A 20,630-nucleotide genomic window follows, 5' to 3' on the forward strand; every position below is an offset into this window, starting at 1 on the left:
TGCCATGACCTCACTCGTTCCTCCCACGCCGCTGGACGTTGCGGGCCTGCGCGGCTTTCTGCGCATCGAGGGCCTGGCCAAGGCCTTCGTGCCGGCGCGACCGGTGTTCGCCGACGTGTCGTTCACCATCGACCGCGGCGAGTTCGTCTGCATCATCGGCCACTCGGGCTGCGGCAAGACCACCATCCTGAACGTGCTGGCGGGCCTCGACCAGGCCAGCGCGGGCCATGTCTTCATGGACGGGCGCGAGGTGGCCGGCCCCAGCCTGGAACGCGGCGTGGTATTTCAAAGCCATGCGCTCATGCCCTGGCTCACCGTGCGCAGGAACATCGCCTTTGCGGTGGTCTCGCGCTGGCCCGAGTGGTCGGCCGCGCAGGTCGATGCGCAGGTGGAGCGCTTCGTGGCCATGGTGGGCCTGCAGGGCGCCATCGACAAGAAGCCCTCGCAGCTGTCGGGTGGCATGAAGCAGCGCGTGGGCATTGCGCGCGCCTTTGCCATCCAGCCCAAGATGCTGTTGCTCGACGAGCCCTTCGGCGCGCTCGATGCGCTCACGCGCGGCACCATCCAGGACGAGCTCATGGCCATCGTGCGCCAGACGCAGCAGACCGTGTTCATGATCACGCACGACGTGGACGAGGCCATCCTGCTGGCCGACCGCATCCTGCTGATGACCAACGGCGCCGAGCAGCCCGGCGGCGGCTACCGCGCCGGCAACATCGTCGAGACCGTGGTCAACCCGCTGCCGCGCGAACGCACGCGCGCGTCGCTGCACCACCTGGACGGCTACTACGCGCTGCGCAACCACATCGTCGATTTCCTCGTCACGCGCGCGAAGGCGTCGTGACTCCCGCGTTCTCTTTCCATCTTTCAATTCCATCAGGAGCAAACCCGCATGAATCGCAACGACGTCACCGAGAAGATCATCACCGTCAAGGTGAGCAAGGGCATCCAGTGGGCCGACGTGGCCAAGAAGGTCGGCCTTTCGAAGGAGTGGACCACCGCCGCCTGCCTCGGCCAGATGACGCTCGACGACAAGCAGGCCAAGGTCATCGGCAAGATCTTCGGCCTCACGGTCGAAGAGCAGAAGTGGCTGCAAGTGGTGCCCTACAAGGGCTCGCTGCCCACGCCGGTGCCGACCGACCCGCTCATCTACCGCTGGTACGAGGTGGTGAGCGTGTACGGCACCACCATCAAGGAACTGATCCACGAAGAGTTCGGCGACGGCATCATGAGCGCCATCGACTTCAGCATGGACATCCAGCGCCAGGCCGACCCCAAGGGCGACCGCGTCAACGTGGTGCTGTCGGGCAAGTTCCTGCCCTACAAGACCTACTGAACGTACTCGGCCGGATGCGGCCGGTGCCTGGCCGGCGGGCGCATCGTGCCGGCCGTGATGCCGTAGCCCTCGATGGCCCCGGCAATCGACCGGGCCACCGCATCCACCGGCACCGCGATGCGCCGGTTGGTGCGCATGCGCTCGCGGCAATAGCTGGCCGCGATGCGCTCGGCCAGCGGATCGCTCGGGCCGTTCACGTCGGGGCTGACCACCGTCACGTGCAGGCGGCCCGCATGCTCCTGGCGCAGCCCCTCGGAGATGGCATTCACCGCGTACTGCGTGCCGTGGTACACGGCCGAGCTGGGCGACACGCCCTGCATCGCCACCGGCGCCACGTTCACGATGTGGCCCCAGCCTTGTTCCTGCATCGCCGGCAGCACGGCCGCGATGCCCAGCAGCACGCCGCGCAGGTTCACGTCGATCATGAGTTCCCACTCCTCGATCTTGCGGTTCCACAGCGGCGACATCGGCATCACGCCCGCGGCGTTCACCAGCACGTCGATCTGCTCGTGCGTGTCGAGGGCGAACTCGGCAAAGGCCTCCATGTCGGGCCGGTGCGTCACGTCGAGCCGCTGGAAGCTCGCGGTGCCGCCCGTGGCCTCGATTTCGGCCACGAGTGCCGCCAGGCGCTCGGTGCGCCGCGCACCGAGCACCACCTTGGCGCCACGCCGCGCCAGCAGCCGCGCGGTCGCTTCGCCGATACCGCTGCTCGCGCCGGTGATGAGTACGACTTTTTCCTGGATTGCGCTCATTTGAAAACTCCTCGTGCGGGTCGGTTGCAGTAGGGTCCACGCAGAAGAGGGTGAACCGGGCATGGAAAGAAGTGTCTCGCGGCAGGGGCCGGAGGCGGTATCCGAATCGAACTCGGTTTTTGCCTGATCCTGCAAAACACGAAGCGGCCCGGTCGCACCGATCAGGCGGGTGGTCACCCGTTCGTTTGCATTTCTTGCCCGATTCGCCAGCGGCCGGTTCAGGTTGAGCCGGTTCCGAAAATCGAAGATGCTCTGTCGATGGCCGAAACCCTCGCAACACCCCAGCGCCCGTGGATCTACCTGGCGGGCCCCGATGTCTTCCGCCCCGATGCCAGGGACCACTTCGTGCGGCTCGCCGCCGCTTGCGACGCGCTCGGCCTCGCCGCGCTGCTGCCGGCCGACGGCAACGAAGGCCTGACCACCGAAGCACCGGAAAAGCAGATCTACGTCGCCAACATGCAGCGCCTTCGCGGCGCCGACGGCGTCGTCGCCAACCTCGCATGCTTCCGCGGCCTGGAGCCCGATTCGGGCACGGTGTTCGAGGTGGGTGCGGCGGTGGCGCTGGGGATTCCCGTCGTGGCCTACGGCGTGCCCGAGGGCAGCTATGCGGAGCGCGCGCAGGCCGCATTGCCATGCCAGAAAGACGCCAGCGGCGTGCTGCGCGAAAGCGCCACCGGCATCGCCGTCGAAGACTTCGGCCAGCAACTGAACCTCATGCTGGCCTGCTCGATCCACATCGAGCCGACGCCGGAGGCGGCCTTGCGCAAGATGGCCGAAGTGCTCGCGGCCGGTCGCGCGTCTAAAGCTGGAAACCCCTGATGCCCGTCCCAGCCGCCACCGCCTAGGATGGCAGTCCCCCTTTTTTCAACCGGACCACTGGAGCACCGCATGCCAATCACCGAGACGCACTTCGACCTGACCGCCAACGACGGCGTCACGGTGGAGGTCCATCGCTGGCAGGGCGCAACGCAGCGCGCCGTCATCCAGCTGGCGCACGGCATGGGCGAGCATTCGCTGCGCTATCGGCGCCTGGCGCATGCGCTGGTGGAGGCCGGCTGTGTCGTCTATTCGAACGAGCACCGCGGCCACGGCAAGGGCGCCTCGGCGCGCGGCGAACTGGGCGAGTTCGGTCCGCGCGGTTTCGCCGGGCTGGTCGACGACATGGCGCTGCTCAGCCGCCATGTGCGCGGCGTGCATCCGGGCCTGCCGCTGGTCCTGCTCGGCCACAGCATGGGCTCGTTCGCCACGCAGTACTACCTGGTCAAGCACAGCGAGCTGCTGTCGGGCGCGGTGCTCTCGGGCACCACGGCGCTCGACCTGCTGGGCGCCGCGCTGCAGTCCGGCTTCAAGCTGGAAGACATGAACGCCGCATTGCCCGATGTGCGCACGCCCTTCGACTGGCTCAGCCGCGACCCGGCGCAGGTCGACGCGTACATCGCCGATCCGCTGTGCGGGTTCACCGTGTCGGCCGAGGGCATGGGCTCGATGTTCGCGAACCTGGCCGACCTGGCGCCCGAGGCGATGCGCCGGCACATCCGCCCCGAGCTGCCGCTGTACCTGTTCGTGGGCGACGAGGACCCGGTCAGCAACAAGGCCGAATGGTTCTATCCGCTGGTGCAGCGCTACCGCGCGGCGGGGCTGCGCGACGTGTCGTGCCACGTGTTCGGCGGCGCGCGCCACGAGACGCTGAACGAGGTCAATCGCGAAGAGGTCGAGGCGGTGCTGCTGGCGTGGATTGCGCGGGTGGTCGACCAGCAGCGCTGAGCGCGCCGCAGCTGCCTACGCCGCCTTGCCCGAGGAGGCCCTGAACTCCTGCGGCGACATGCCGTACGCCCTGCGAAACGCCCGCGTGAAGTCCGACGGGCTCTTGAACCCGACGCCGTAGGCCACGTCGGTCACCATCAGGTGCGGGCAGCGCACCAGGTCGTCGGCCGCATGGCGCAGCCGCAGGTGGCGGATGTACGCGCCCAGGCCGCCTTCGTGCTGGAACATGCGGTACAGCGTGGGCCGCGGCAGGTGCAGCGTGGCGAGCACCTGCTCCGGGGAGAGCTCGCTGCGGTGCAGGTTGGCCTGAACATAGCGGCGCACCTGGCCGAACATGGCCGCGCGGGCGGCCGCGCGCGCACCGCCGCTCAGGCGTGCCTCCTTGCCGAAGCCGGCCAGCAGCAGTTGTGCGCTGGCACGCACGGCGCTTTGTGCCACGGGCGCGCTCATGTGGGCGATGTCGCGGCCCAGCGCCTCGACCTGCGCCAGGGCCAGCCGCGCAATGGGTGTGTCGACGGACATCGCCCGGCAGTGAAGGGCCGCGGGGTCGGGAAAGACCTCTTCCACCAGCGCACCGGGCACGAAGAAGGTCAGCACGCGGCAGGTGTTGCGCTGCATGCGCACCGGCTGGCCCATGTCGAGCGCCAGCACCTTGGCCGACCGTGGGGCGGTCCTGGGTTGTGCCGACGAGCGCACGCTCACGCCTTCGACGTCGCCCTCCAGGAACACATGCAGGGCGTAGTTGCGCACGTTGTCGGTGGAGATGCGTGCCAGCGAGCGTTCGAGCTGCATGGCGTCGGAACGGCAGTCGGTGAAGGTGATGTCGCCGATGTCGTAGCGGTCGATGGCCGCGTGAAACGGCCGGCCGATGCCGCCCGCCGCGGGCTGCACGTCGATGACATGCCCCACGCGCTCCCGCCATGCCTGCAACTGGCGCGCCGGCGGCTCTTCCAGCACGTTGAAATGACTGTGGGGAAGGCCGTTCTGCAGGGAAGAACGGACGCCGGGTGCGAGGTGACGCAGGCCGATCACAGGTGCTTGGAAAACGGGGGGTGAGCCCGTTTTTAAAACCTAAAAATAAGGAAAAAGTGCCAACAAATGCTGCAAAACAGCCGGATTCTCGCAAAAACTGAGACGCACGGTCAAGCCTGCAGGGCGCAAACCCGCAACCTTGGGGTGGACGTGGTTGCAAGGCCACGCCTGCGCAGCCGGGCCCGTCGGGCCGCGCGCTCCCCCTCTCTTGCCGAGCGAATGAAGGTGTCCATGTCCGTCGGAAAAATCAAGCGGGTTGCAGTGCAGCGTGACAGTGGCGACGGCGCCGGCATGTCCAGGCGCAACAGCCACGAGCCCTTGCTGCGCACGCTCGACGACGATGTGCAGCGGGTCGATTCGGCCGTGGCCGCCACCGCCGTGGGCCTGCTGTTCTCCAAGGCGAGCGAGGTGGAGCTGGCGTTCCTGATGCGGCTGGTCGCCGAGGGCGACACGGCCACCGCGTCGCGGATCGCGCAGCGCATCGTGGCAGGGAAGTCGTCCGTTGCGGCACCCGGGCAGCCCAAGGCGGCCTCGATGCCGCCGCAGCTGAAGGCGCGTGCGCAGCCGCTGGTTGCACAGCCGGCTGCGCTGCCCGTGAAGGCAAAGCGTCCGCGCGCCGCGCCGCCACCGGGGCCGGACCGTCAGGCCAGCATGTTGTCCCCGCGCGAACTCAGCGTGCTGCGAATGATTTCGCAGGGGTTGAGCAACCGGCAGATTGCCGAGGCGAGCTACCGCTCGACGCACACCGTGGATGCGCAGGTCAAGAACATCTACCGCAAGCTGGCCGTGAAGTCGCGCGCGCAGGCGGTGCGCGACGCCATGCAGAACGGCCTGCTCAATCCCCAAGCCGGCGCCTAGCCAACAGCTATTTCCTGCAGTCGCCGCCGGCGGACACGGTGCCGTCCCTGCATTCGGTGAGGATGGGCGCGCCCGAAGAGGCAGCGGGTGCTGCGGGCGTCGTGCCGCGGTCGGGCCCGGCGTCTTTCTCGTAGACGATCTTCCTGCTGCCGAGCTCGCAGCTGCCCACCACCTGCCCGTTGGCCGATGCGTTGGCATCGACCACGGTGACGGTGAAGCGCGCCACGCCAGCGGCGGCGATCTTCGACTCGATCTGGGTGCGCAGGGCGTCGCAGCTTTCGGCGCCGTGCGCCGCATGGGCCGCGCCGGCAAGGGCCAGCGCGGTGGGGAGCAACCAGTGTTTCATGGGGGGCCTGCCTTGCACAGCGTGGGAGGGGGAAACAGTCTAGTCCCACGCCCGTGCGCTGTGCATCCCCTGTTGGAAGGGGGGCAGGAAAGGCATGGGGCTTGCCCCCATGCCTGGGCCGGCCTCAGGCCTGGGCCGCCGCCAGCGTCGCGTTGAGCGTTGCGCTCGGACGCATCACGGCGGTGAACTTCTCGGGGTCGGCCAGGTAGTAACCGCCGATGTCTACAGGCTTGCCCTGCACGGCCGCAAGTTCGTCGACGATCTTCTTCTCGTTGGCGGCCAGCGTCTCGGCCAGCTTCTTGAACTTGCCTTGCAGCGCCGTGTCTTCGGTCTGCGCGGCCAGCTCCTGTGCCCAGTACATGGCCAGGTAGAACTGGCTGCCGCGGTTGTCCAGCTGACCGGTCTTTGGCGACGGGTTCTTGTTGTTGTCCAGCAGCTTGCCGGTGGCGGTGTCCAGCGTCTTGGCCAGGATCTTGGCCTGCGCGTTGCCCGTCTTCAGGCCCAGGTCTTCCAGGCTCACGGCCAGCGCCAGGAATTCACCGAGCGAGTCCCAGCGCAGGTGGTTCTCTTCGACCAGCTGCTGCACGTGCTTGGGGGCCGAGCCGCCCGCGCCGGTCTCGTACAGGCCACCGCCGGCCATCAGGGGCACGATGGACAGCATCTTGGCCGAGGTGCCCAGTTCCATGATGGGGAACAGGTCGGTCAGGTAGTCGCGCAGGATGTTGCCGGTGGCGCTGATGGTGTCCAGGCCGCGCACGACGCGCTCCAGCGTGTAGCGCATGGCGCGCACCTGGCTCATGATCTGGATGTCCAGGCCCGAGGTGTTGTGCTCGTGCAGGTACATCTTGACCTTGGTGATCAGCTGCGCCTCGTGCGGGCGGTAGGCGTCGAGCCAGAACACCACCGGCATGCCGGAGTTGCGCGCGCGGGTCACGGCCAGCTTCACCCAGTCGCGGATCGCGGCGTCCTTGACCTGGCACATGCGCCAGATGTCGCCCTGCTCCACGTCCTCGCTCAACAGCACTTCGCCGGTGTCCAGGTCGGTGATGTTGGCGACGCCGTCTTCCGGAATCTCGAAGGTCTTGTCGTGCGAGCCGTACTCCTCGGCCTTCTGGGCCATGAGGCCCACGTTGGGCACCGTGCCCATGGTCTTGGGGTCGAAGGCGCCGTGCCACTTGCAGAAGTTGATGATCTCCTGGTAGATGCGGGCGAAGGTCGATTCGGGCATCACGGCCTTGACGTCCTTCAGGCGGCCGTCGGCGCCCCACATCTTGCCGCCGTTGCGGATCATCGCGGGCATGGAGGCGTCCACGATCACGTCGTTCGGCGAATGGAAGTTGGTGATGCCCTTGGCCGAGTCGACCATGGCCAGTTCGGGGCGGCCTTCGTGGCAGGCGTGCAGGTCGCGCTTGATCTCGTCCTGGGTGCTCTGGGGCAGCGTGGCGATCTTGGTGTACAGATCGACCATGCCGTTGTTGACGTTGATGCCCAGCTCGTCGAACAGCTTGCCGTGCTTCTCGAAGGCTTCCTTGTAGAAGATCTTCACGCAGTGGCCGAACACGATGGGGTGCGACACCTTCATCATGGTGGCCTTGACGTGCAGCGAGAACATGACGCCGGTCTTGTGCGCGTCCTCGATCTCCTTTTCATAGAAGGCCAGCAGCGCCTTCTTGCTCATGAACATGGAGTCGATGACTTCGCGGTCCAGCAGTGCCACCTTGGACTTGAGCACGACGGTCTTGCCGCTCTTGGTGATCAGCTCCATCTTGACGTTGCGCGCGCGGTCCAGCGTCATGGACTTTTCGCCGTGGTAGAAGTCGCCGCCGTGCATGTGCGAGACGTGCGAGCGCGAGGCCTGGCTCCACTCGGCCATGCTGTGCGGGTTCTTGCGGGCGTATTCCTTCACCGCCTTGGGGGCGCGGCGGTCGGAGTTGCCCTCGCGCAGCACCGGGTTCACCGCGCTGCCGGTGCACTTGTTGTAGCGCACGCGGATGTCCTTGTCCTCGTCGGTGGTCGGGTTCTCGGGGTAGTCGGGGATCTTGAAGCCCTTGTCCTGCAGTTCCTTGATCGCCGCCTTGAGCTGGGACACCGAAGCGCTGATGTTGGGCAGCTTGATGATGTTGGCGTCGGCCTGGAGCGTGAGCTTGCCGAGTTCGGAGAGGTTGTCGGGCACCTTCTGCGCGTCGCTCAGGAATTCGGGGAACTCGCCCAGGATGCGGGCGGCCACGGAGATATCGCTCGTGGTGACGTTGATGCCGGCCGGTTGGGTGAAGGCGCGGATGATGGGCAGAAACGCGTAGGTCGCCAGCAGGGGCGCCTCGTCGGTGAGGGTGTAGACGATGGTGGGTTGCTTCGAGCTCATGCGCTGGCTTCCGTAAAACTTGAGTTGTCGGGTTGGCTGGAACTTCTGGCGGAGTTCGCACCGCCGGAATCGCCGATTGTCACCCGTCGGCGGCCGGTTCGGTCCGCCAAAGGGCCTAACACCCCCATGGGGGGCGCTGTCAATGGGGTTTCAGGGCAGCGGCAGGGTGATGGTGGCCGCCAGCGGCACGGTGTCGATGCGCTCGGCGCTGGCGACCAGGAAGGCCCGGTGCGACCCCGTCTGCCCCAGTTCGCCCAGCGAACGCCACAGGCAGCGCACCGACCCCGCATCGAGCGCGGCCGTCGGCTCGTCGAGCAGCACCAGCGGGCGGCTCGAGGCCAGCGCCGCGGCCAGCCACACCTTGCGCTTGGAGCCGGTGGACAGCATGAACATCGACTTCGCCAGGTGCGGGGTCAGGGAAAAACCTTCGACCAGCGCCTGCCATCGCGCCTCGTCGAAGCCCGCGTCGCCCTGGCGCAGCGCGGCGGTGCATTCGTGCACGGTGGCCTGGTCGAAGCGGTCGGTGGACGGGTCCACGAAGAACACCTGGCGCCGGTAGGCCTCGGGCGCGGTGTCCAGGCTGGCGCTCGCCACGGTGAGGCGGCCGGTGGCGGGCAGCGCGCCCGCCATCACCTGGAGCAGGGCCGACTTGCCGCTGCCGGTGTCGCCGTGCAGCAGCGTGACGCCGGGGCCGATGGCGGCGGTCCAGTTCGAGGCGATGGGCGGCTGGCCGGGGTAGGCGAAGCCGAGCGCGTCGATCCGGAGGATGGAGGGCAAGGAGGGCAAGGAGGGCAAGGAGGGCAAGGAGGGCAAGGAGGAGGGTGAAGGGGACGAAGGGTTCATGGTCGAGGCCGACTCTATCAATCAAGCAGCCGCACGCGAACGCCAAGGCATGGCTACCATTCGGCTCCATGAAAAAGCTGCTGCTCACCGCCGGTCTCCTCGTGTCGCTGTTCACTGTGCCCGTGTTCGCCGCGCCGCCGGCCCAGGTGTTCGACGCGGTGAAGAAACCCGAGGCGCTCGACCTGCAATGGCGCACCCGCCTGTGCGCCTTGCTGCCGCAGCCCTGCGACGTGCAGCAGCTCGGCCTGTACCGCCCGCGCGGCGCCACGCCTGCCGACTACGTGGTGCTCTCTGCCGAGCCGCTGGCCATGGCGCGCGTGAAGCGCACCACCGACGCGAAGGGCTGGCAGCTCGACCGGCTGCACGATTTCTCGGGCTATGCGCAGTCCCTCAAGAAAGAAGACACCGGCACCGCGAGCGACACCGGCGACAAGCGCGACATGCGCCTGTCGCTCGCGCCCGCGCTCTACCCGCTGGCCGAAGGCAAGTGGGCCGTGGCCGTGCTGCAGACCGTGTCGGAGATGTACTCGGGCGGTGGCGCCTCGTTCGACACTGCCGACTTCGTGCCGCTCGAAGGCGGCAAGGCCTTGCACGAAGGCATTCCCTTCTCGTGCTTCAAGATGATCCGCGCCTGCTTCAGCGAGAAGGACTACAAGACCTCGAAGCACTGCCATGACGAAAGCAACGGCAGCCTGCGCATCGTGTACGGCGAGGCCGCCAGCCCCGGCGCGCCCTACGACTGGCAGTACACGTGGCTGCAGAGCGAGTGGCCGCAGAACGAGCCGCAGCGCGCCGCCACCACCACGCGCATCCGCTTCACCGCCAAGACCACCGAGCGTGCGGACTTCTGCGGCGGACCGCAGTAAGCACCGAAGACTTCTCGCGCATTGCTGCGTTTTGGCACGCAATCTGCTTTGAGAAGTTCATCCAGGAGAAATGCCGGCTCGATGCTTCGAGTTAGTGCATTACCGAAGGCGATGGCCCAGAACGCTCAGGTCCCAAGACTGGATTTTTTCTAACGCTGGAGAGCGCTGACCGACCCCTTGCAGGGGCCGAGGGCAGCCGCCGAAGGGGCAAGCCCTGTGCGATGTGCGCGCAGGGTGAATCTCTCAGGCAAAAGGACAGCAGGGGCACGCCGCGCACAGAGCGCGGGGGTGCCCTTGTTCGCTTCCGGAGCCGCTTTCTTTCATGACCTGTTTCCCGCAACGCCGCACGACGAATGTCTTTCCTGGCGTTGCACGTGCTCGCGTCCCTCTTTTTCAACCGGAGAACTGACCCATGCTGATGAAACGACAACTGAAAGCCATGTTCGTGGGCGCGCTGCTGGCCGCAGCGGCGGCCACCGCCTTCGCACAGGACGCTGGCAAGGTGCTGCGCCTGGTGCCGCAGTCCGACCTGAAGATCCTCGACCCGATCTGGACCACCGCCTTCATCACGCGCAACCACGGCTACATGGTGTACGACACGCTCTTCGGCGTGGACGAACAAGGCAAGGTGCATCCGCAGATGGTCGACAAGTACACGACCAGTCCCGACGGCAAGACCTGGACCTTCACGCTGCGCAAGAGCCTGGCCTTCCATGACGGCAAGCCTGTCACCTCGGAAGACGTCATTGCATCCCTCAAGCGCTGGGGCCAGCGCGACGGGCTGGGCCAGAAGATGTTCACCGCGCTCGACAAGGCCGAGGCCGTGGACGCCAACACCTTCAGGCTGGTGTTCAAGGACACCTTCGGCATGGTGCTCGACGCGCTGAGCAAGCCGTCGTCGAACCCGCCGTTCATCATGCCCGCGCGCGTGGCGGCCACGCCCGCCGACAAGCAGATCGACGACGCCACCGGCTCCGGTCCCTACATCTTCAAGAAGGACGAGTACCGCCCCGGCGAGAAGATCGTCTACCTGAAGAACACCAAGTACGTGCCGCGCACCGAGGCGCCCTCGGGCACTGCGGGCGGCAAGAACGTGTACGTCGACCGCATGGAATGGATCATCCTGAAGGACGCGCAGACACAGGCCAACGCACTGGCCAACGGCGAGGTCGACATGATCGAGTGGGTGCCCTCGGAGCAGTACACCGCGCTGAAGAACAACCCGGCCATCACGCTCGACAGCCCGGTGGCCAAGGGCTCGTTCGCGCTGCACCTGAACCACTTCATTCCGCCCTTCGACAACCCCAAGATCGCGCAGGCCGCGTTCATGGCCATCAACCAGGAAGCGCTGATGCGCGCGCAACTGGTGCACAAGGAGCTCTACAACAGCTGCGCCTCCATCTACCCGTGCGGCTCGGCCTATGCCTCCGACAAGACCGGCTACTTCACCGGCAAGCCGCAGTTCGAAAAGGCGAAGGCGCTGCTCAAGGAGGCCGGCTACGACGGCAAGCCCGTCGTGCTCATGTACCCGGCCGACTTTGCGGTGCTCAACAAGTTTCCGCCGGTGATGGCGCAGCTGCTCAAGCAGGCCGGCTTCAACGTCGACATGCAGTCGATGGACTGGCCCACGCTGGTCACGCGCCGCGCCAAGAAAGACCCGGTCGACAAGGGCGGCTGGAACCTGTTCATCACCGGCTGGGGCATTGCCGACAACATGAACCCGATGTTCTTCGCACCGCTCACCGGCAACGGCGAGAAGGGCTGGTTCGGCTGGGCCACCGACGACAAGCTGGAGCAGCTCAAGTCCGAGTTCCTGGCCACGGCCGACGAACCCAAGCGCAAGGAGCTGGCCACGGCCATCCAGCAGCGCGTGTACGACACCGGCATCTACGCGCCCATCGGTGAATACAAGCCCCTCACGGCCTACCGCAAGGGCGTGGTGAGCGGCGTCGTGCGCTCGCCGGTCGGCGTGTTCTGGAACCTGAAGAAGAACTGAGCCAACGCCACGGAACCCGCCCCATGCTGCTCTTTCTTGCACGCCGCATTCTGTCGACCGTGCCGGTGCTCGTCATCGTCGCGCTGATCGTTTTCCTGATGCTGCGGCTCGCGCCCGGCGACCCCGCGGCCGCCATCGTGGGCGACAGCGGCACCAGCGAGAACATCGCCAAGGTGCGCGAGCAGCTGGGGCTCAACCAGTCGCTGCCGGTGCAGTTCTTTCACTGGAGCGCGCAACTGCTGCAGGGCGACCTGGGCGAGTCTTACTTCATGAAGAAGACGGTGACCGAGCTGATCGGCCAGCGCATCGAGGCCACCGTGTCGCTGGCGGCCGTGACGCTGGTGGTCACCATCCTCATCGCGGTGCCGCTGGGCGTGATTGCCGCATGGCGGCACGGCGGCTGGCTCGACCGCATGCTCATGGGCTTTTCGGTGATGGGCTTTTCCATTCCGGCGTTCGTGATCGGCTACGTGCTCATCTGGATCTTCGCGCTGCACCTGCAGTGGCTGCCGGTGCAGGGGTATGCGCGGCTGAGCCAGGGGCCGCTCTTGTGGATCAAGCATCTGATACTGCCGTCGATCACGCTGTCGGTCATCTATGTGGCGCTGATCGCGCGCGTGACGCGCGCGGCCGTGGCCGAGGCCATGACCGAGGACTACATCCGCACCGCGCGCGCCAAGGGCATTTCCGAAAAACGCCTGCTGATGCGGCACGCGCTGGCCAACGCGGCGATTCCCATCGTCACGGTGATCGGCATCGGCATTGCGCTGCTGATCGGCGGCGTGGTGGTCACCGAGACGGTGTTCGCCATTCCGGGGCTCGGGCAGCTCACGGTCGACGCGGTGCTGTCGCGCGACTTTCCGCTCATCCAGGGCATCACGCTGTTCTTCTCCGTCATCTACGTGCTCATCAATCTGCTGATCGATGTGAGCTACCTGGTGTTCGACCCACGTATCCGTTACTGAAGCCACGGAACCGCAACGAAGAAACACCATGACCGATTCATCCCTTTCCCTTGCTCCCGATGCGCCCGATGCCGCCGTGGAGGCGCTGCCGCCACCCAGGCGACGCTCGCTGCTCAAGCGCATCCTGGCCAACTGGTCGGTGCGCGCGGGCGGCAGCGTCCTGGTGGTGCTCGTGCTGATGTCGCTGGCCGCGCCGTGGCTGGGCACCATCGACCCGACCGCCATCGACCCCGCCAGCTCGAACATATTGCCGGGCACGCGCGGCGAGTTCAACAGCCTGGCCGGCGACACCTTCGAGCACCTGTTCGTGATGGGCACCGACAGCCTGGGGCGCGACATCTGGAGCCGCACGCTGTACGGCGCGCGCGTGTCGCTCACCGTGGGCATCGCGGTGGCCGCGCTGGCCATGGTGTTCGGCATGGTCGTCGGGCTGATGGGCGGCTACTTCCGGCGCATCGACAGCGTGCTCATGCGGCTGATGGACGGCGTCATGGCCATCCCCGGCATCCTGTTCGCGATCAGCCTGGTGGCGCTGTTCGGCGGCAAGCTGCTCACGGTGGTGGTGGCCATCGCGGTGCCCGAGATTCCGCGCGTGGCGCGGCTGGTGCGCTCGGTGGTGCTCACCGTGCGCGAGGAGCCTTACGTGGAGGCGGCCATCGCGCTCGACACGCCGACCTGGAAGATCCTCACGCGCCACATCCTGCCGAACGCGATCGCGCCGCTGATCATCCAGGCGACCTATGTGTGCGCCTCGGCAATATTGGTGGAGGCCATCCTGTCGTTCCTGGGCGTGGGCCTGCCGGCGGACATGGCGACCTGGGGAAACATCATGGCGGAGGGCCGTGCGCAGTTCAACCAGTTCCCGCACAACGTGCTGTTCCCGGGCATCTTCCTGGCCCTCACGGTGCTGGCGGTGAACATCCTGGGTGACGGCCTGCGCGACACGCTCGACCCGAAGTTCAACAAGCGGGGAAGCTAGTATGAAGAACACCCCCAGTCTTCGCGCACTTCGTGCCGCTTCGCCAACCCCCTTGCAAGGGGCAACACCGGTGGCCCGGCAAAGCCGGTTCCACAGTGTTTCTCGCACGGGAAAATTCAAATGACACAGGTGCCGGTACTTTCCGTGCGCGACCTCGCCATCGCGTTGCCGCCCGGCGGCGACCGCGCGCATGCGGTCGCGCACATCTCCTTCGACGTGCCGCCCGGCAAGATCGTCTGCCTGCTCGGCGAATCGGGCTCGGGCAAGTCGGTCATCGCCAACGCGGTGATGGGCCTGCTGCCGCCGGGGCTCGTGCCCGTGCGCGGGGTGATCGAGTTGCAGGGCGAGAACCTGCTCGCGGCGCCGCAAGGGCGGCTTCGTGCCCTGCGCGGCCCTGCGATGGCCATGGTGTTCCAGGAGCCGATGACCGCGCTCAACCCGGTGATGACCTGCGGCGCGCAGGTCGACGAAATGCTCGCGCAGCACGTGCACATGGGCGCGGCCGAGCGGCGCCAGAAGATCCTGGCCATCATGGCGCGCGTGCGGCTGCCCGAGCCCGAGCGCATCTATGCCTCGTACCCGCACCAGCTCTCGGGCGGGCAGCGCCAGCGCATCGTGATCGCGATGGCGCTCATCCTGAAGCCCGCGCTGCTGATCTGCGACGAGCCGACCACCGCGCTCGACGTGACCACGCAGGCCGAGATCCTGCGGCTCATCCTGGAGCTGCAGACCGAGAGCGGCACGGCCGTGCTGTTCATCACGCACGACTTCGGCGTGGTCGCCGAAATCGCCGACGAGGTGGTGGTGCTGCAGCTGGGCGCCATGATCGAGAAGGGCGACAAGATGGCGGTGCTCACCGCGCCGCGCGAGCCCTACACGAAGATGCTGCTCGATGCGGTGCCCGAACTCTCGGCGCCCCGGCGCCCGCCCGTGGCCGAGGCCTACCCGCTGCTCAACGCGGTGAAGATCTGCAAGACCTACGTCACCGGCAGCTGGCCGGGCAAGCGCCGCACGGTGAACGCCGCGCGCGACGTGACGCTCGAAGTGCGCCCCGGCGAAACCGTGGGCATCGTCGGCGAGTCGGGCTCGGGCAAGTCGACGGTGGCGCGCTGCATCGCGCGGCTGATCGACCCGACCTCCGGCGACATCTTTGCCGACGGCCGCTCGGTGGCGCATGCCACGGGGCGCGCGTTGTCGCCGTTCCGGCGCACGGTGCAGGTGATCTTCCAGGACCCCTACCGCTCGCTCAACCCGCGCCAGACCGTGGGCGCTTCCATTGTCGAAGGGCCGGTCAACTTCGGCATGCCGCACGACCAGGCCTGGGCGCGCGCCGAGGAGCTGATGCACCTGGTGCGCCTGTCGCCAGACGCGCTGCGCCGCTACCCGAGCGAGTTCTCGGGCGGGCAGCGCCAGCGCATCTCCATTGCGCGTGCGCTGGCCTGCGAGCCCAAGGTGCTGATCGCCGACGAGGCGGTGTCCGCGCTCGATGTGTCGGTGCAGGCGCAGATCCTGCGGCTGCTCGACGAGATCCAGCAGCGGCTGAAGATCGGCATTCTGTTCATCACCCACGACCTGCGCGTGGCCAGCCAGATCTGCGACAGCGTGCTCGTCATGAGCCAGGGAGAAATCGTGGAGCGCGGCATGGTGAAAGACGTGTTCTTCGCGCCGCAACACGACTACACGCGCAAACTGCTGGCCGCAGCGCCCGGGCGCGACTTTGCCTTCGCGCGCAGCTGAGGCCGCGCCCCGGTCATTCATTCATCGCTTCATCCCACGACAAGGAATCCATGAAAGTCTTCATCGCCGGTTTCCAGCACGAGACCAACACCTTCGCCCCCAGCAAGGCCGACTGGGCCGCGTTCAACGCGGGCTCCAGCTTTCCGCCGTACCGGCGCGGCGCGGTCATCGTCGAGGCCTATGCGGGGCGCAACATTCCGGTGGGCGGCTTCATCGACGCGGCGCGCGAGAAGGGCTGGCTGCTGGTGCCCTCGGCATGGGCCGGCGCCACGCCTTCGGCGCACGTGACCGAAGACGCCTTCGAGCGCATCTCGGCCGCCATTACCGAAGACCTGGCCGCGGCGCTGGCCGACGGCGGCATCGACGCGGTGTACCTCGACCTGCACGGCGCGGCCGTGACCGAGCACCTCGAAGACCCCGAAGGCGAACTGATTGCGCGCATCCGCACGCTGGTGGGCCCCGACGTGCCCATCGTCGCGAGCCTGGACCTGCACGGCAACATCACCGCGCAGATGCTGGCCGAGGCCGATGCGCTGGCCACCTACCGCACCTACCCGCACATCGACATGGCCGACACCGGCCGCCTGGCCGCGACGCTGCTGGAGCGCCGCATGGCGCGCGGTTCGCGCGAGCCGCTGCATGCGCGGCGCTTCAGCTTCCTGCTGCCGCTGAACGTGCAGTCGACCATGATCGAGCCGGCTGCATCCGTGTACGCGCTGCTGAAGGAACTCGACGTGAAGCACGACGCGGTGCTGAGCTTTGCCACCGGCTTCCCGGCCGCGGACATCGCCGAATGCGGGCCGGTGGTGTGGGGCTACGGCGACGACGCCGGCGCGGCCGTGGCCACGCTGTACGAGCGCATCGACCAGCCGCGCTCGCAATGGCGGCTCGACGTGCTGGAGCCTCGCGTGGCCGTGGCGCGCGCGCTCGAACTGGCCGAGGGCGCGAGCCAGCCAGTGGTCATCGCCGACACGCAGGACAATCCCGGCGCGGGCGCCGACAGCAACACCACCGGCATGCTGCATGCGCTGCTGGCCGAGGGCGCGGGCAAGCGCTTCCCGGGCAAGGTGGCACTCGGCCTGATGTTCGACCCGGCCGCCGCGGCCGCGGCGCACGAGGCCGGCGTGGGCGCGCAGATCCGCATCGCGCTGGGCACCTCGGTGCCCACCTGGGGTGGCCAGTTCAGCGATGTGCCGGTCGAAGGCCTGTTCACCGTGACCGCGCTCAGCGACGGCCAGGTGCAGGGCAAGGGGCCGATGTCGCGCGGCGGCACGGTGTCGCTCGGCCCCAGCGCCTGCCTGGAGATCGACGGCGTGCGCATCGCCGTGGCCAGCGGCAAGAGCCAGATGCTCGACCGCGAGTTCTTCCGCTATGTGGGCATCGAGCCCGAGGCGATGAAGGTGCTGGTCAACAAGAGCTCGGTGCACTTTCGCGCCGACTTCGCGCCCATCGCCAGCACCATCCTCGTGGCCAAGGCGCCGGGCCCGATGGCCGCCGACCCGGCCGACCTGCCATGGACGCGGCTGCCGGCCACGATGGCGCTGCAGCCCTGAGCACCCACCCCGTCTTCCCTTCCACCGAACCAGAGCACACGATGCCCCAGAACGCACAGCACTACCTCGAGTACATGAAAAAGCACGCCGCCGAATTCGTGACGGTGCGCCAGCAGATCCACCAGAACCCCGAGCTCGGCTTCGAGGAGTTCGGCACCAGCGACCTGGTCGCCGAGCGCCTCACGGCCTGGGGCTACGAGGTCGAGCGCGGCCTGGGCGTGACCGGGCTCGTGGGCCGTCTGAAGCGCGGCAACGGCACGCGCGCCGTGGGCATTCGCGCCGACATGGACGCACTGCCCATCGAGGAGAAGACGGGCCTGGCCTACCGCAGCGGACGGCCCGGCATCATGCATGCCTGCGGGCACGACGGCCACACGGCCATGCTGCTTGGCGCGGCCAAGTACCTGGCGCAGCACGGCGAGTTCTCGGGCACGCTCAACCTGATCTTCCAGCCGGCCGAAGAGGGCATGGGCGGCGCCGTGAAGATGATGGACGACGGCCTGTTCGAGAAGTACCCGTGCGACGCGGTGTACGCCATGCACAACTCGCCGGGCCGCAGGCAGGGCGACCTGGTGTTCCGCGAGGGCGCGGCCATGGCCTCGTCGGACTACGCCACCGTCACGCTCACCGGCGTGGGCGGCCACGGCGCCATGCCGCACCGCACGGCCGACCCGATCGTGGCGGCGTCGAGCATCGTGATGGCGCTGCAGACCATCGTCTCGCGCAACGCCGATCCGCAGGAGCTGTCGATCGTCACCGTGGGCGCCATCCACGCCGGCAAGGCCAACAACGTGATTCCGGAGACCTGCACGCTGGAGATCAGCGTGCGCTCGCTGAACCGCGAGGTGCGCGTGCTGCTCGAGAAGCGCCTGAAGGCCATCGTCAACGCGCAGGCCGAGAGCTTCGGCGTGAAGGCGCACATCGACTACCGCAAGGGCTACGCGGTGCTGGTGAACACGCCGCAAGAAACCGAGTTCGCGCGCCGCGTCGGCTACGCGCTGGTGGGCGAGGCGCACGTGGAGCCGCAGGGCCCGGCCGTCACGGGCAGCGAGGACTTCGCGTTCATGCTGGAGAAAAAACCCGGCTGCTACCTGTTCATCGGCAACGGCGCGCCGGGCGAGCACGGCGGCTGCATGGTGCACAACCCGGGCTACGACTTCAACGACGGCAACCTGCCGATCGGCGCGGCCTACTGGGCGCTGCTGGCCGAAACGTACCTGCAGTAAAGGGGGAAAGGGCCGGGCCGCAGCCCTGCGGGCGCCGGTTCAGTGCCGGGGCACGGTCGTCGTGCCCACGTGCATCGTGCGGCCCGCGCCCAGGCCCGCGACGACGAGCGCGATGCCCAGGCCGATGAACAGCCACGACGAGGCGCGAAAGCTCCCCGTCCAGCCGTGCAGCAGCCCGGCCAGCAGCGGGCCGAAGGCCGCCACCATGTAGCCCACGCCCTGTGCCATGCCCGACAGGTGCGCGGCCACGTGCGAGTCGGGCGAGCGCAGCACGATCATGGTGAGCGCCAGCGCAAAGGTGCCGCCCTGGGCGATGCCCAGCAGCACGGCCCAGGCCCACACCCCGCCGAGCGGCGCGAACAGCATCGCGAGCATGGCCGTCACCGTGAGCGCCGCCAGCACCACCGACAGGCCGCGCTGGTTGCGCAGCTTCACGGCCAGCGCCGGCACCACCAGGCAGGTGACGACCTGCGTCATGACCGACAGCGACACCACGTAGCCCGCGGTCTCGCTGCCCAGGCCGCGCTCGCGCAGGATCGGCGCGAGCCAGCCCATCACGATGTAGGCGAGGGCGGACTGCAGGCCCATGAAGAAGGTGACCTGCCAGGCCAGCCGGTCGCGCCACAGGCCGCGCACGGTGAAGCCCGATTCGCTGGCCACCGGCTTGCGTGCCAGCGCCTGCGGCGCCCAGATCAGCGTGACCAGCGCGGCCGGCAGCGCCCACATGGCCAGCGCGGTGGTCCAGCCGCCGTCCAGCGCATGCTCGATGGGCACCGTGAGCCCAGCCGCGCTGGCGGCGCCGCCGCACACGGCCATGGTGTACAGGCCCATCATCAGCGCGGCCTGCTTGGCGAAGTCGCGCTTCACCAGGCCCGACAGCAGCACGTTCGACACGGCGATGCCGCTGCCCGCGATGGCCGAGGCCAGGAACAGCAGCGGGATGTTGCCGGTGCCTCGCAGCAGCGTGCCGACCAGGATCAGCACCATGCACCCGAGCAGCGTGCGCTCGGTGCCGAAGCGACGGCCCAGGCCCGGTGCCAGCGGCGCGAACACGCCCAGGCAGACGATGGGCAGCGTGGTCAGCAGGCTCGCGGCGGTGGCCGAGAGGCCGGTGGCCTGGATGATCTCCGGCAGCACCACCGACAGGCTGGCGAACACGGGGCGCAGGTTGAAGGCGATCAGCACCACGCTGGCGCCGAGCAGGATGCGGCGTGCCAGGCCCTGGGGGCCATGTGCCGGCGCGGCGGTGGCGGTAGAAGAGGAAGAAGAGATGGTGGCCGAGTTCATGGCGTGCCCAGCGACAGTGCGTTGATCATCGGCGCCATGAACGCGCGCACCGCCGCGGCCGCCGCGTCGGGGTCGCGGCTGGCAATGCCTTCGACGACGGCGCGGTGCGCGGCCTCGTCGGGCTCGGGCAGCACCGTGCCCATGGTGCTGGCGATGGTTTCCTTGATGTAGCCCGTGATGAAGCGGCAGGTCTCGGCCAGCGCCAGGTTGCCGGAGACGTCGACGATGGCCAGGTGAAAGGCCAGGTCGCGCTCGATGAACGATGCGCCCTCGTCGCCCGGCTCGGGCACGCCGCGCTTGTCGAGCAGGGCGTGCAGGCGGCGCAGGTCGCGCGCGGTGTGGCGCACGGCGGCGAGCCGCGCGGCTTCCACCTCGAGCGCGCGGCGCACCTCGAACTGGTCGCGCAGGCTGGCCAGGCGCATCTTCTGCAGGCTGGAGGAGGGGTCGAAACCCGAGCGCACATAGGTGCCCGAGCCCTGGCGCACTTCGAGCAGTCCGCGCGAGACCAGCGTCTTGACCGCTTCGCGCACGGTGCCGCGGCTCACGCCCAGCAACTGCGCAAGCTGCGGCTCGATGGGAATGCGCGAGCCGACCGTCCAGCGTCCGGCGGAGATTTCTGCCCTGATGCTGTCGGCGGCGGTATCTGCAAGGGAGGTACGGGGGGCTTGGGCGAGCATCGAGAGGGCCTATTCATTCAATGATTGGACGAATTCTGCCGCCAATGCAAA

The 20,630-nt window shown here is 67.9% G+C and carries 19 protein-coding genes and 1 riboswitch; of the genes, 12 read left to right on the top strand and 7 right to left on the bottom strand.

The window, feature by feature from the left end; all coding sequences use genetic code 11:
- The first annotated feature begins 4 nt into the window (after window positions 1-4).
- Both ACSFBM_RS02480 and cynS read left to right on the top strand, forming a co-directional pair.
- Entirely contained in the window at window positions 5-844 is an 840-nt protein-coding gene (locus ACSFBM_RS02480) for an ABC transporter ATP-binding protein (RefSeq protein ID WP_435482982.1), read from the top strand.
- Between the two features lie 48 nt (window positions 845-892).
- Complete coding sequence (gene cynS, locus ACSFBM_RS02485; RefSeq protein ID WP_047784436.1) at window positions 893-1,336, top strand: cyanase; 444 nt, start codon at window positions 893-895, stop codon at window positions 1,334-1,336.
- Here the strand turns inward: cynS and ACSFBM_RS02490 are convergent.
- The gene (locus ACSFBM_RS02490; protein ID WP_435482983.1) at window positions 1,330-2,088 is read right to left on the bottom strand and encodes an SDR family oxidoreductase; all 759 of its coding nucleotides are present in this window, start codon (window positions 2,086-2,088) and stop codon (window positions 1,330-1,332) included. The two genes, cynS and ACSFBM_RS02490, sit on opposite strands and share 7 nt — an antisense overlap.
- Before the next feature lie 258 nt (window positions 2,089-2,346).
- On the opposite strand from ACSFBM_RS02490, the gene ACSFBM_RS02495 reads away from it, so the two are divergent.
- Window positions 2,347-2,907 carry a nucleoside 2-deoxyribosyltransferase gene (locus tag ACSFBM_RS02495; protein WP_435482984.1) on the top strand — a complete coding sequence of 187 codons (561 nt, stop codon included), beginning with the start codon at window positions 2,347-2,349 and terminating at the stop codon, window positions 2,905-2,907.
- A 69-nt stretch (window positions 2,908-2,976) separates the two neighbouring features.
- Complete coding sequence (locus tag ACSFBM_RS02500) at window positions 2,977-3,852, top strand: alpha/beta fold hydrolase (RefSeq protein WP_435482985.1); 876 nt, start codon at window positions 2,977-2,979, stop codon at window positions 3,850-3,852.
- A gap of 15 nt (window positions 3,853-3,867) precedes the next feature.
- Here ACSFBM_RS02500 and ACSFBM_RS02505 read toward each other — a convergent pair whose 3' ends face one another.
- Entirely contained in the window at window positions 3,868-4,884 is a 1,017-nt protein-coding gene (locus ACSFBM_RS02505; RefSeq protein WP_435482986.1) for an AraC family transcriptional regulator, read from the bottom strand.
- A gap of 231 nt (window positions 4,885-5,115) precedes the next feature.
- On the opposite strand from ACSFBM_RS02505, the gene ACSFBM_RS02510 reads away from it, so the two are divergent.
- Complete coding sequence (locus tag ACSFBM_RS02510) at window positions 5,116-5,742, top strand: helix-turn-helix transcriptional regulator (RefSeq protein ID WP_435482987.1); 627 nt, start codon at window positions 5,116-5,118, stop codon at window positions 5,740-5,742.
- A 7-nt stretch (window positions 5,743-5,749) separates the two neighbouring features.
- On the opposite strand, the gene ACSFBM_RS02515 is transcribed toward ACSFBM_RS02510, so the two are convergent.
- From ACSFBM_RS02515 to ACSFBM_RS02525, 3 genes are all read right to left on the bottom strand, one after another.
- Window positions 5,750-6,088, bottom strand: a complete 339-nt coding sequence (locus ACSFBM_RS02515) for a DUF1161 domain-containing protein (protein WP_435482988.1) — start codon at window positions 6,086-6,088, stop codon at window positions 5,750-5,752.
- 124 nt (window positions 6,089-6,212) lie between these two features.
- Window positions 6,213-8,450 carry an NADP-dependent isocitrate dehydrogenase gene (locus tag ACSFBM_RS02520; protein WP_435435186.1) on the bottom strand — a complete coding sequence of 746 codons (2,238 nt, stop codon included), beginning with the start codon at window positions 8,448-8,450 and terminating at the stop codon, window positions 6,213-6,215.
- Between the two features lie 150 nt (window positions 8,451-8,600).
- Complete coding sequence (locus ACSFBM_RS02525) at window positions 8,601-9,227, bottom strand: ABC transporter ATP-binding protein (protein WP_435482989.1); 627 nt, start codon at window positions 9,225-9,227, stop codon at window positions 8,601-8,603.
- A gap of 134 nt (window positions 9,228-9,361) precedes the next feature.
- Between ACSFBM_RS02525 and ACSFBM_RS02530 the strand changes: the two genes are divergently transcribed.
- From ACSFBM_RS02530 to ACSFBM_RS02560, 7 genes are all read left to right on the top strand, one after another.
- Entirely contained in the window at window positions 9,362-10,159 is a 798-nt protein-coding gene (locus tag ACSFBM_RS02530) for a hypothetical protein (RefSeq protein WP_435482990.1), read from the top strand.
- A gap of 145 nt (window positions 10,160-10,304) precedes the next feature.
- Window positions 10,305-10,428: riboswitch (glycine riboswitch) on the top strand.
- 149 nt (window positions 10,429-10,577) lie between these two features.
- Entirely contained in the window at window positions 10,578-12,155 is a 1,578-nt protein-coding gene (locus ACSFBM_RS02535) for an ABC transporter substrate-binding protein (protein ID WP_435483711.1), read from the top strand.
- A 23-nt stretch (window positions 12,156-12,178) separates the two neighbouring features.
- Window positions 12,179-13,120, top strand: a complete 942-nt coding sequence (locus ACSFBM_RS02540) for an ABC transporter permease (RefSeq protein WP_435482991.1) — start codon at window positions 12,179-12,181, stop codon at window positions 13,118-13,120.
- 28 nt (window positions 13,121-13,148) lie between these two features.
- Window positions 13,149-14,099, top strand: a complete 951-nt coding sequence (locus tag ACSFBM_RS02545) for an ABC transporter permease (protein WP_435482992.1) — start codon at window positions 13,149-13,151, stop codon at window positions 14,097-14,099.
- A gap of 120 nt (window positions 14,100-14,219) precedes the next feature.
- Window positions 14,220-15,836 (top strand): dipeptide ABC transporter ATP-binding protein, encoded by a 1,617-nt coding sequence (locus tag ACSFBM_RS02550; RefSeq protein ID WP_435482993.1) that lies wholly within the window; start codon window positions 14,220-14,222, stop codon window positions 15,834-15,836.
- A 50-nt stretch (window positions 15,837-15,886) separates the two neighbouring features.
- Window positions 15,887-17,389, top strand: a complete 1,503-nt coding sequence (locus tag ACSFBM_RS02555) for a M81 family metallopeptidase (RefSeq protein ID WP_435482994.1) — start codon at window positions 15,887-15,889, stop codon at window positions 17,387-17,389.
- Window positions 17,390-17,430: 41 nt separating this feature from the next.
- Window positions 17,431-18,615 carry a M20 aminoacylase family protein gene (locus ACSFBM_RS02560; protein WP_435482995.1) on the top strand — a complete coding sequence of 395 codons (1,185 nt, stop codon included), beginning with the start codon at window positions 17,431-17,433 and terminating at the stop codon, window positions 18,613-18,615.
- Window positions 18,616-18,654: 39 nt separating this feature from the next.
- On the opposite strand, the gene ACSFBM_RS02565 is transcribed toward ACSFBM_RS02560, so the two are convergent.
- Both ACSFBM_RS02565 and ACSFBM_RS02570 read right to left on the bottom strand, forming a co-directional pair.
- Window positions 18,655-19,902, bottom strand: coding sequence for a CynX/NimT family MFS transporter (locus ACSFBM_RS02565; RefSeq protein ID WP_435482996.1), 1,248 nt, complete (start codon window positions 19,900-19,902; stop codon window positions 18,655-18,657).
- Window positions 19,899-20,579, bottom strand: coding sequence for a FadR/GntR family transcriptional regulator (locus ACSFBM_RS02570; protein ID WP_435482997.1), 681 nt, complete (start codon window positions 20,577-20,579; stop codon window positions 19,899-19,901). The genes ACSFBM_RS02565 and ACSFBM_RS02570 overlap by 4 nt, the downstream gene beginning before the upstream one ends.
- Window positions 20,580-20,630: the final 51 nt, after the last annotated feature.

It is taken from the genome of Variovorax pasteuri (genome assembly GCF_051216435.1).
Taxonomy (GTDB): domain Bacteria; phylum Pseudomonadota; class Gammaproteobacteria; order Burkholderiales; family Burkholderiaceae_C; genus Variovorax.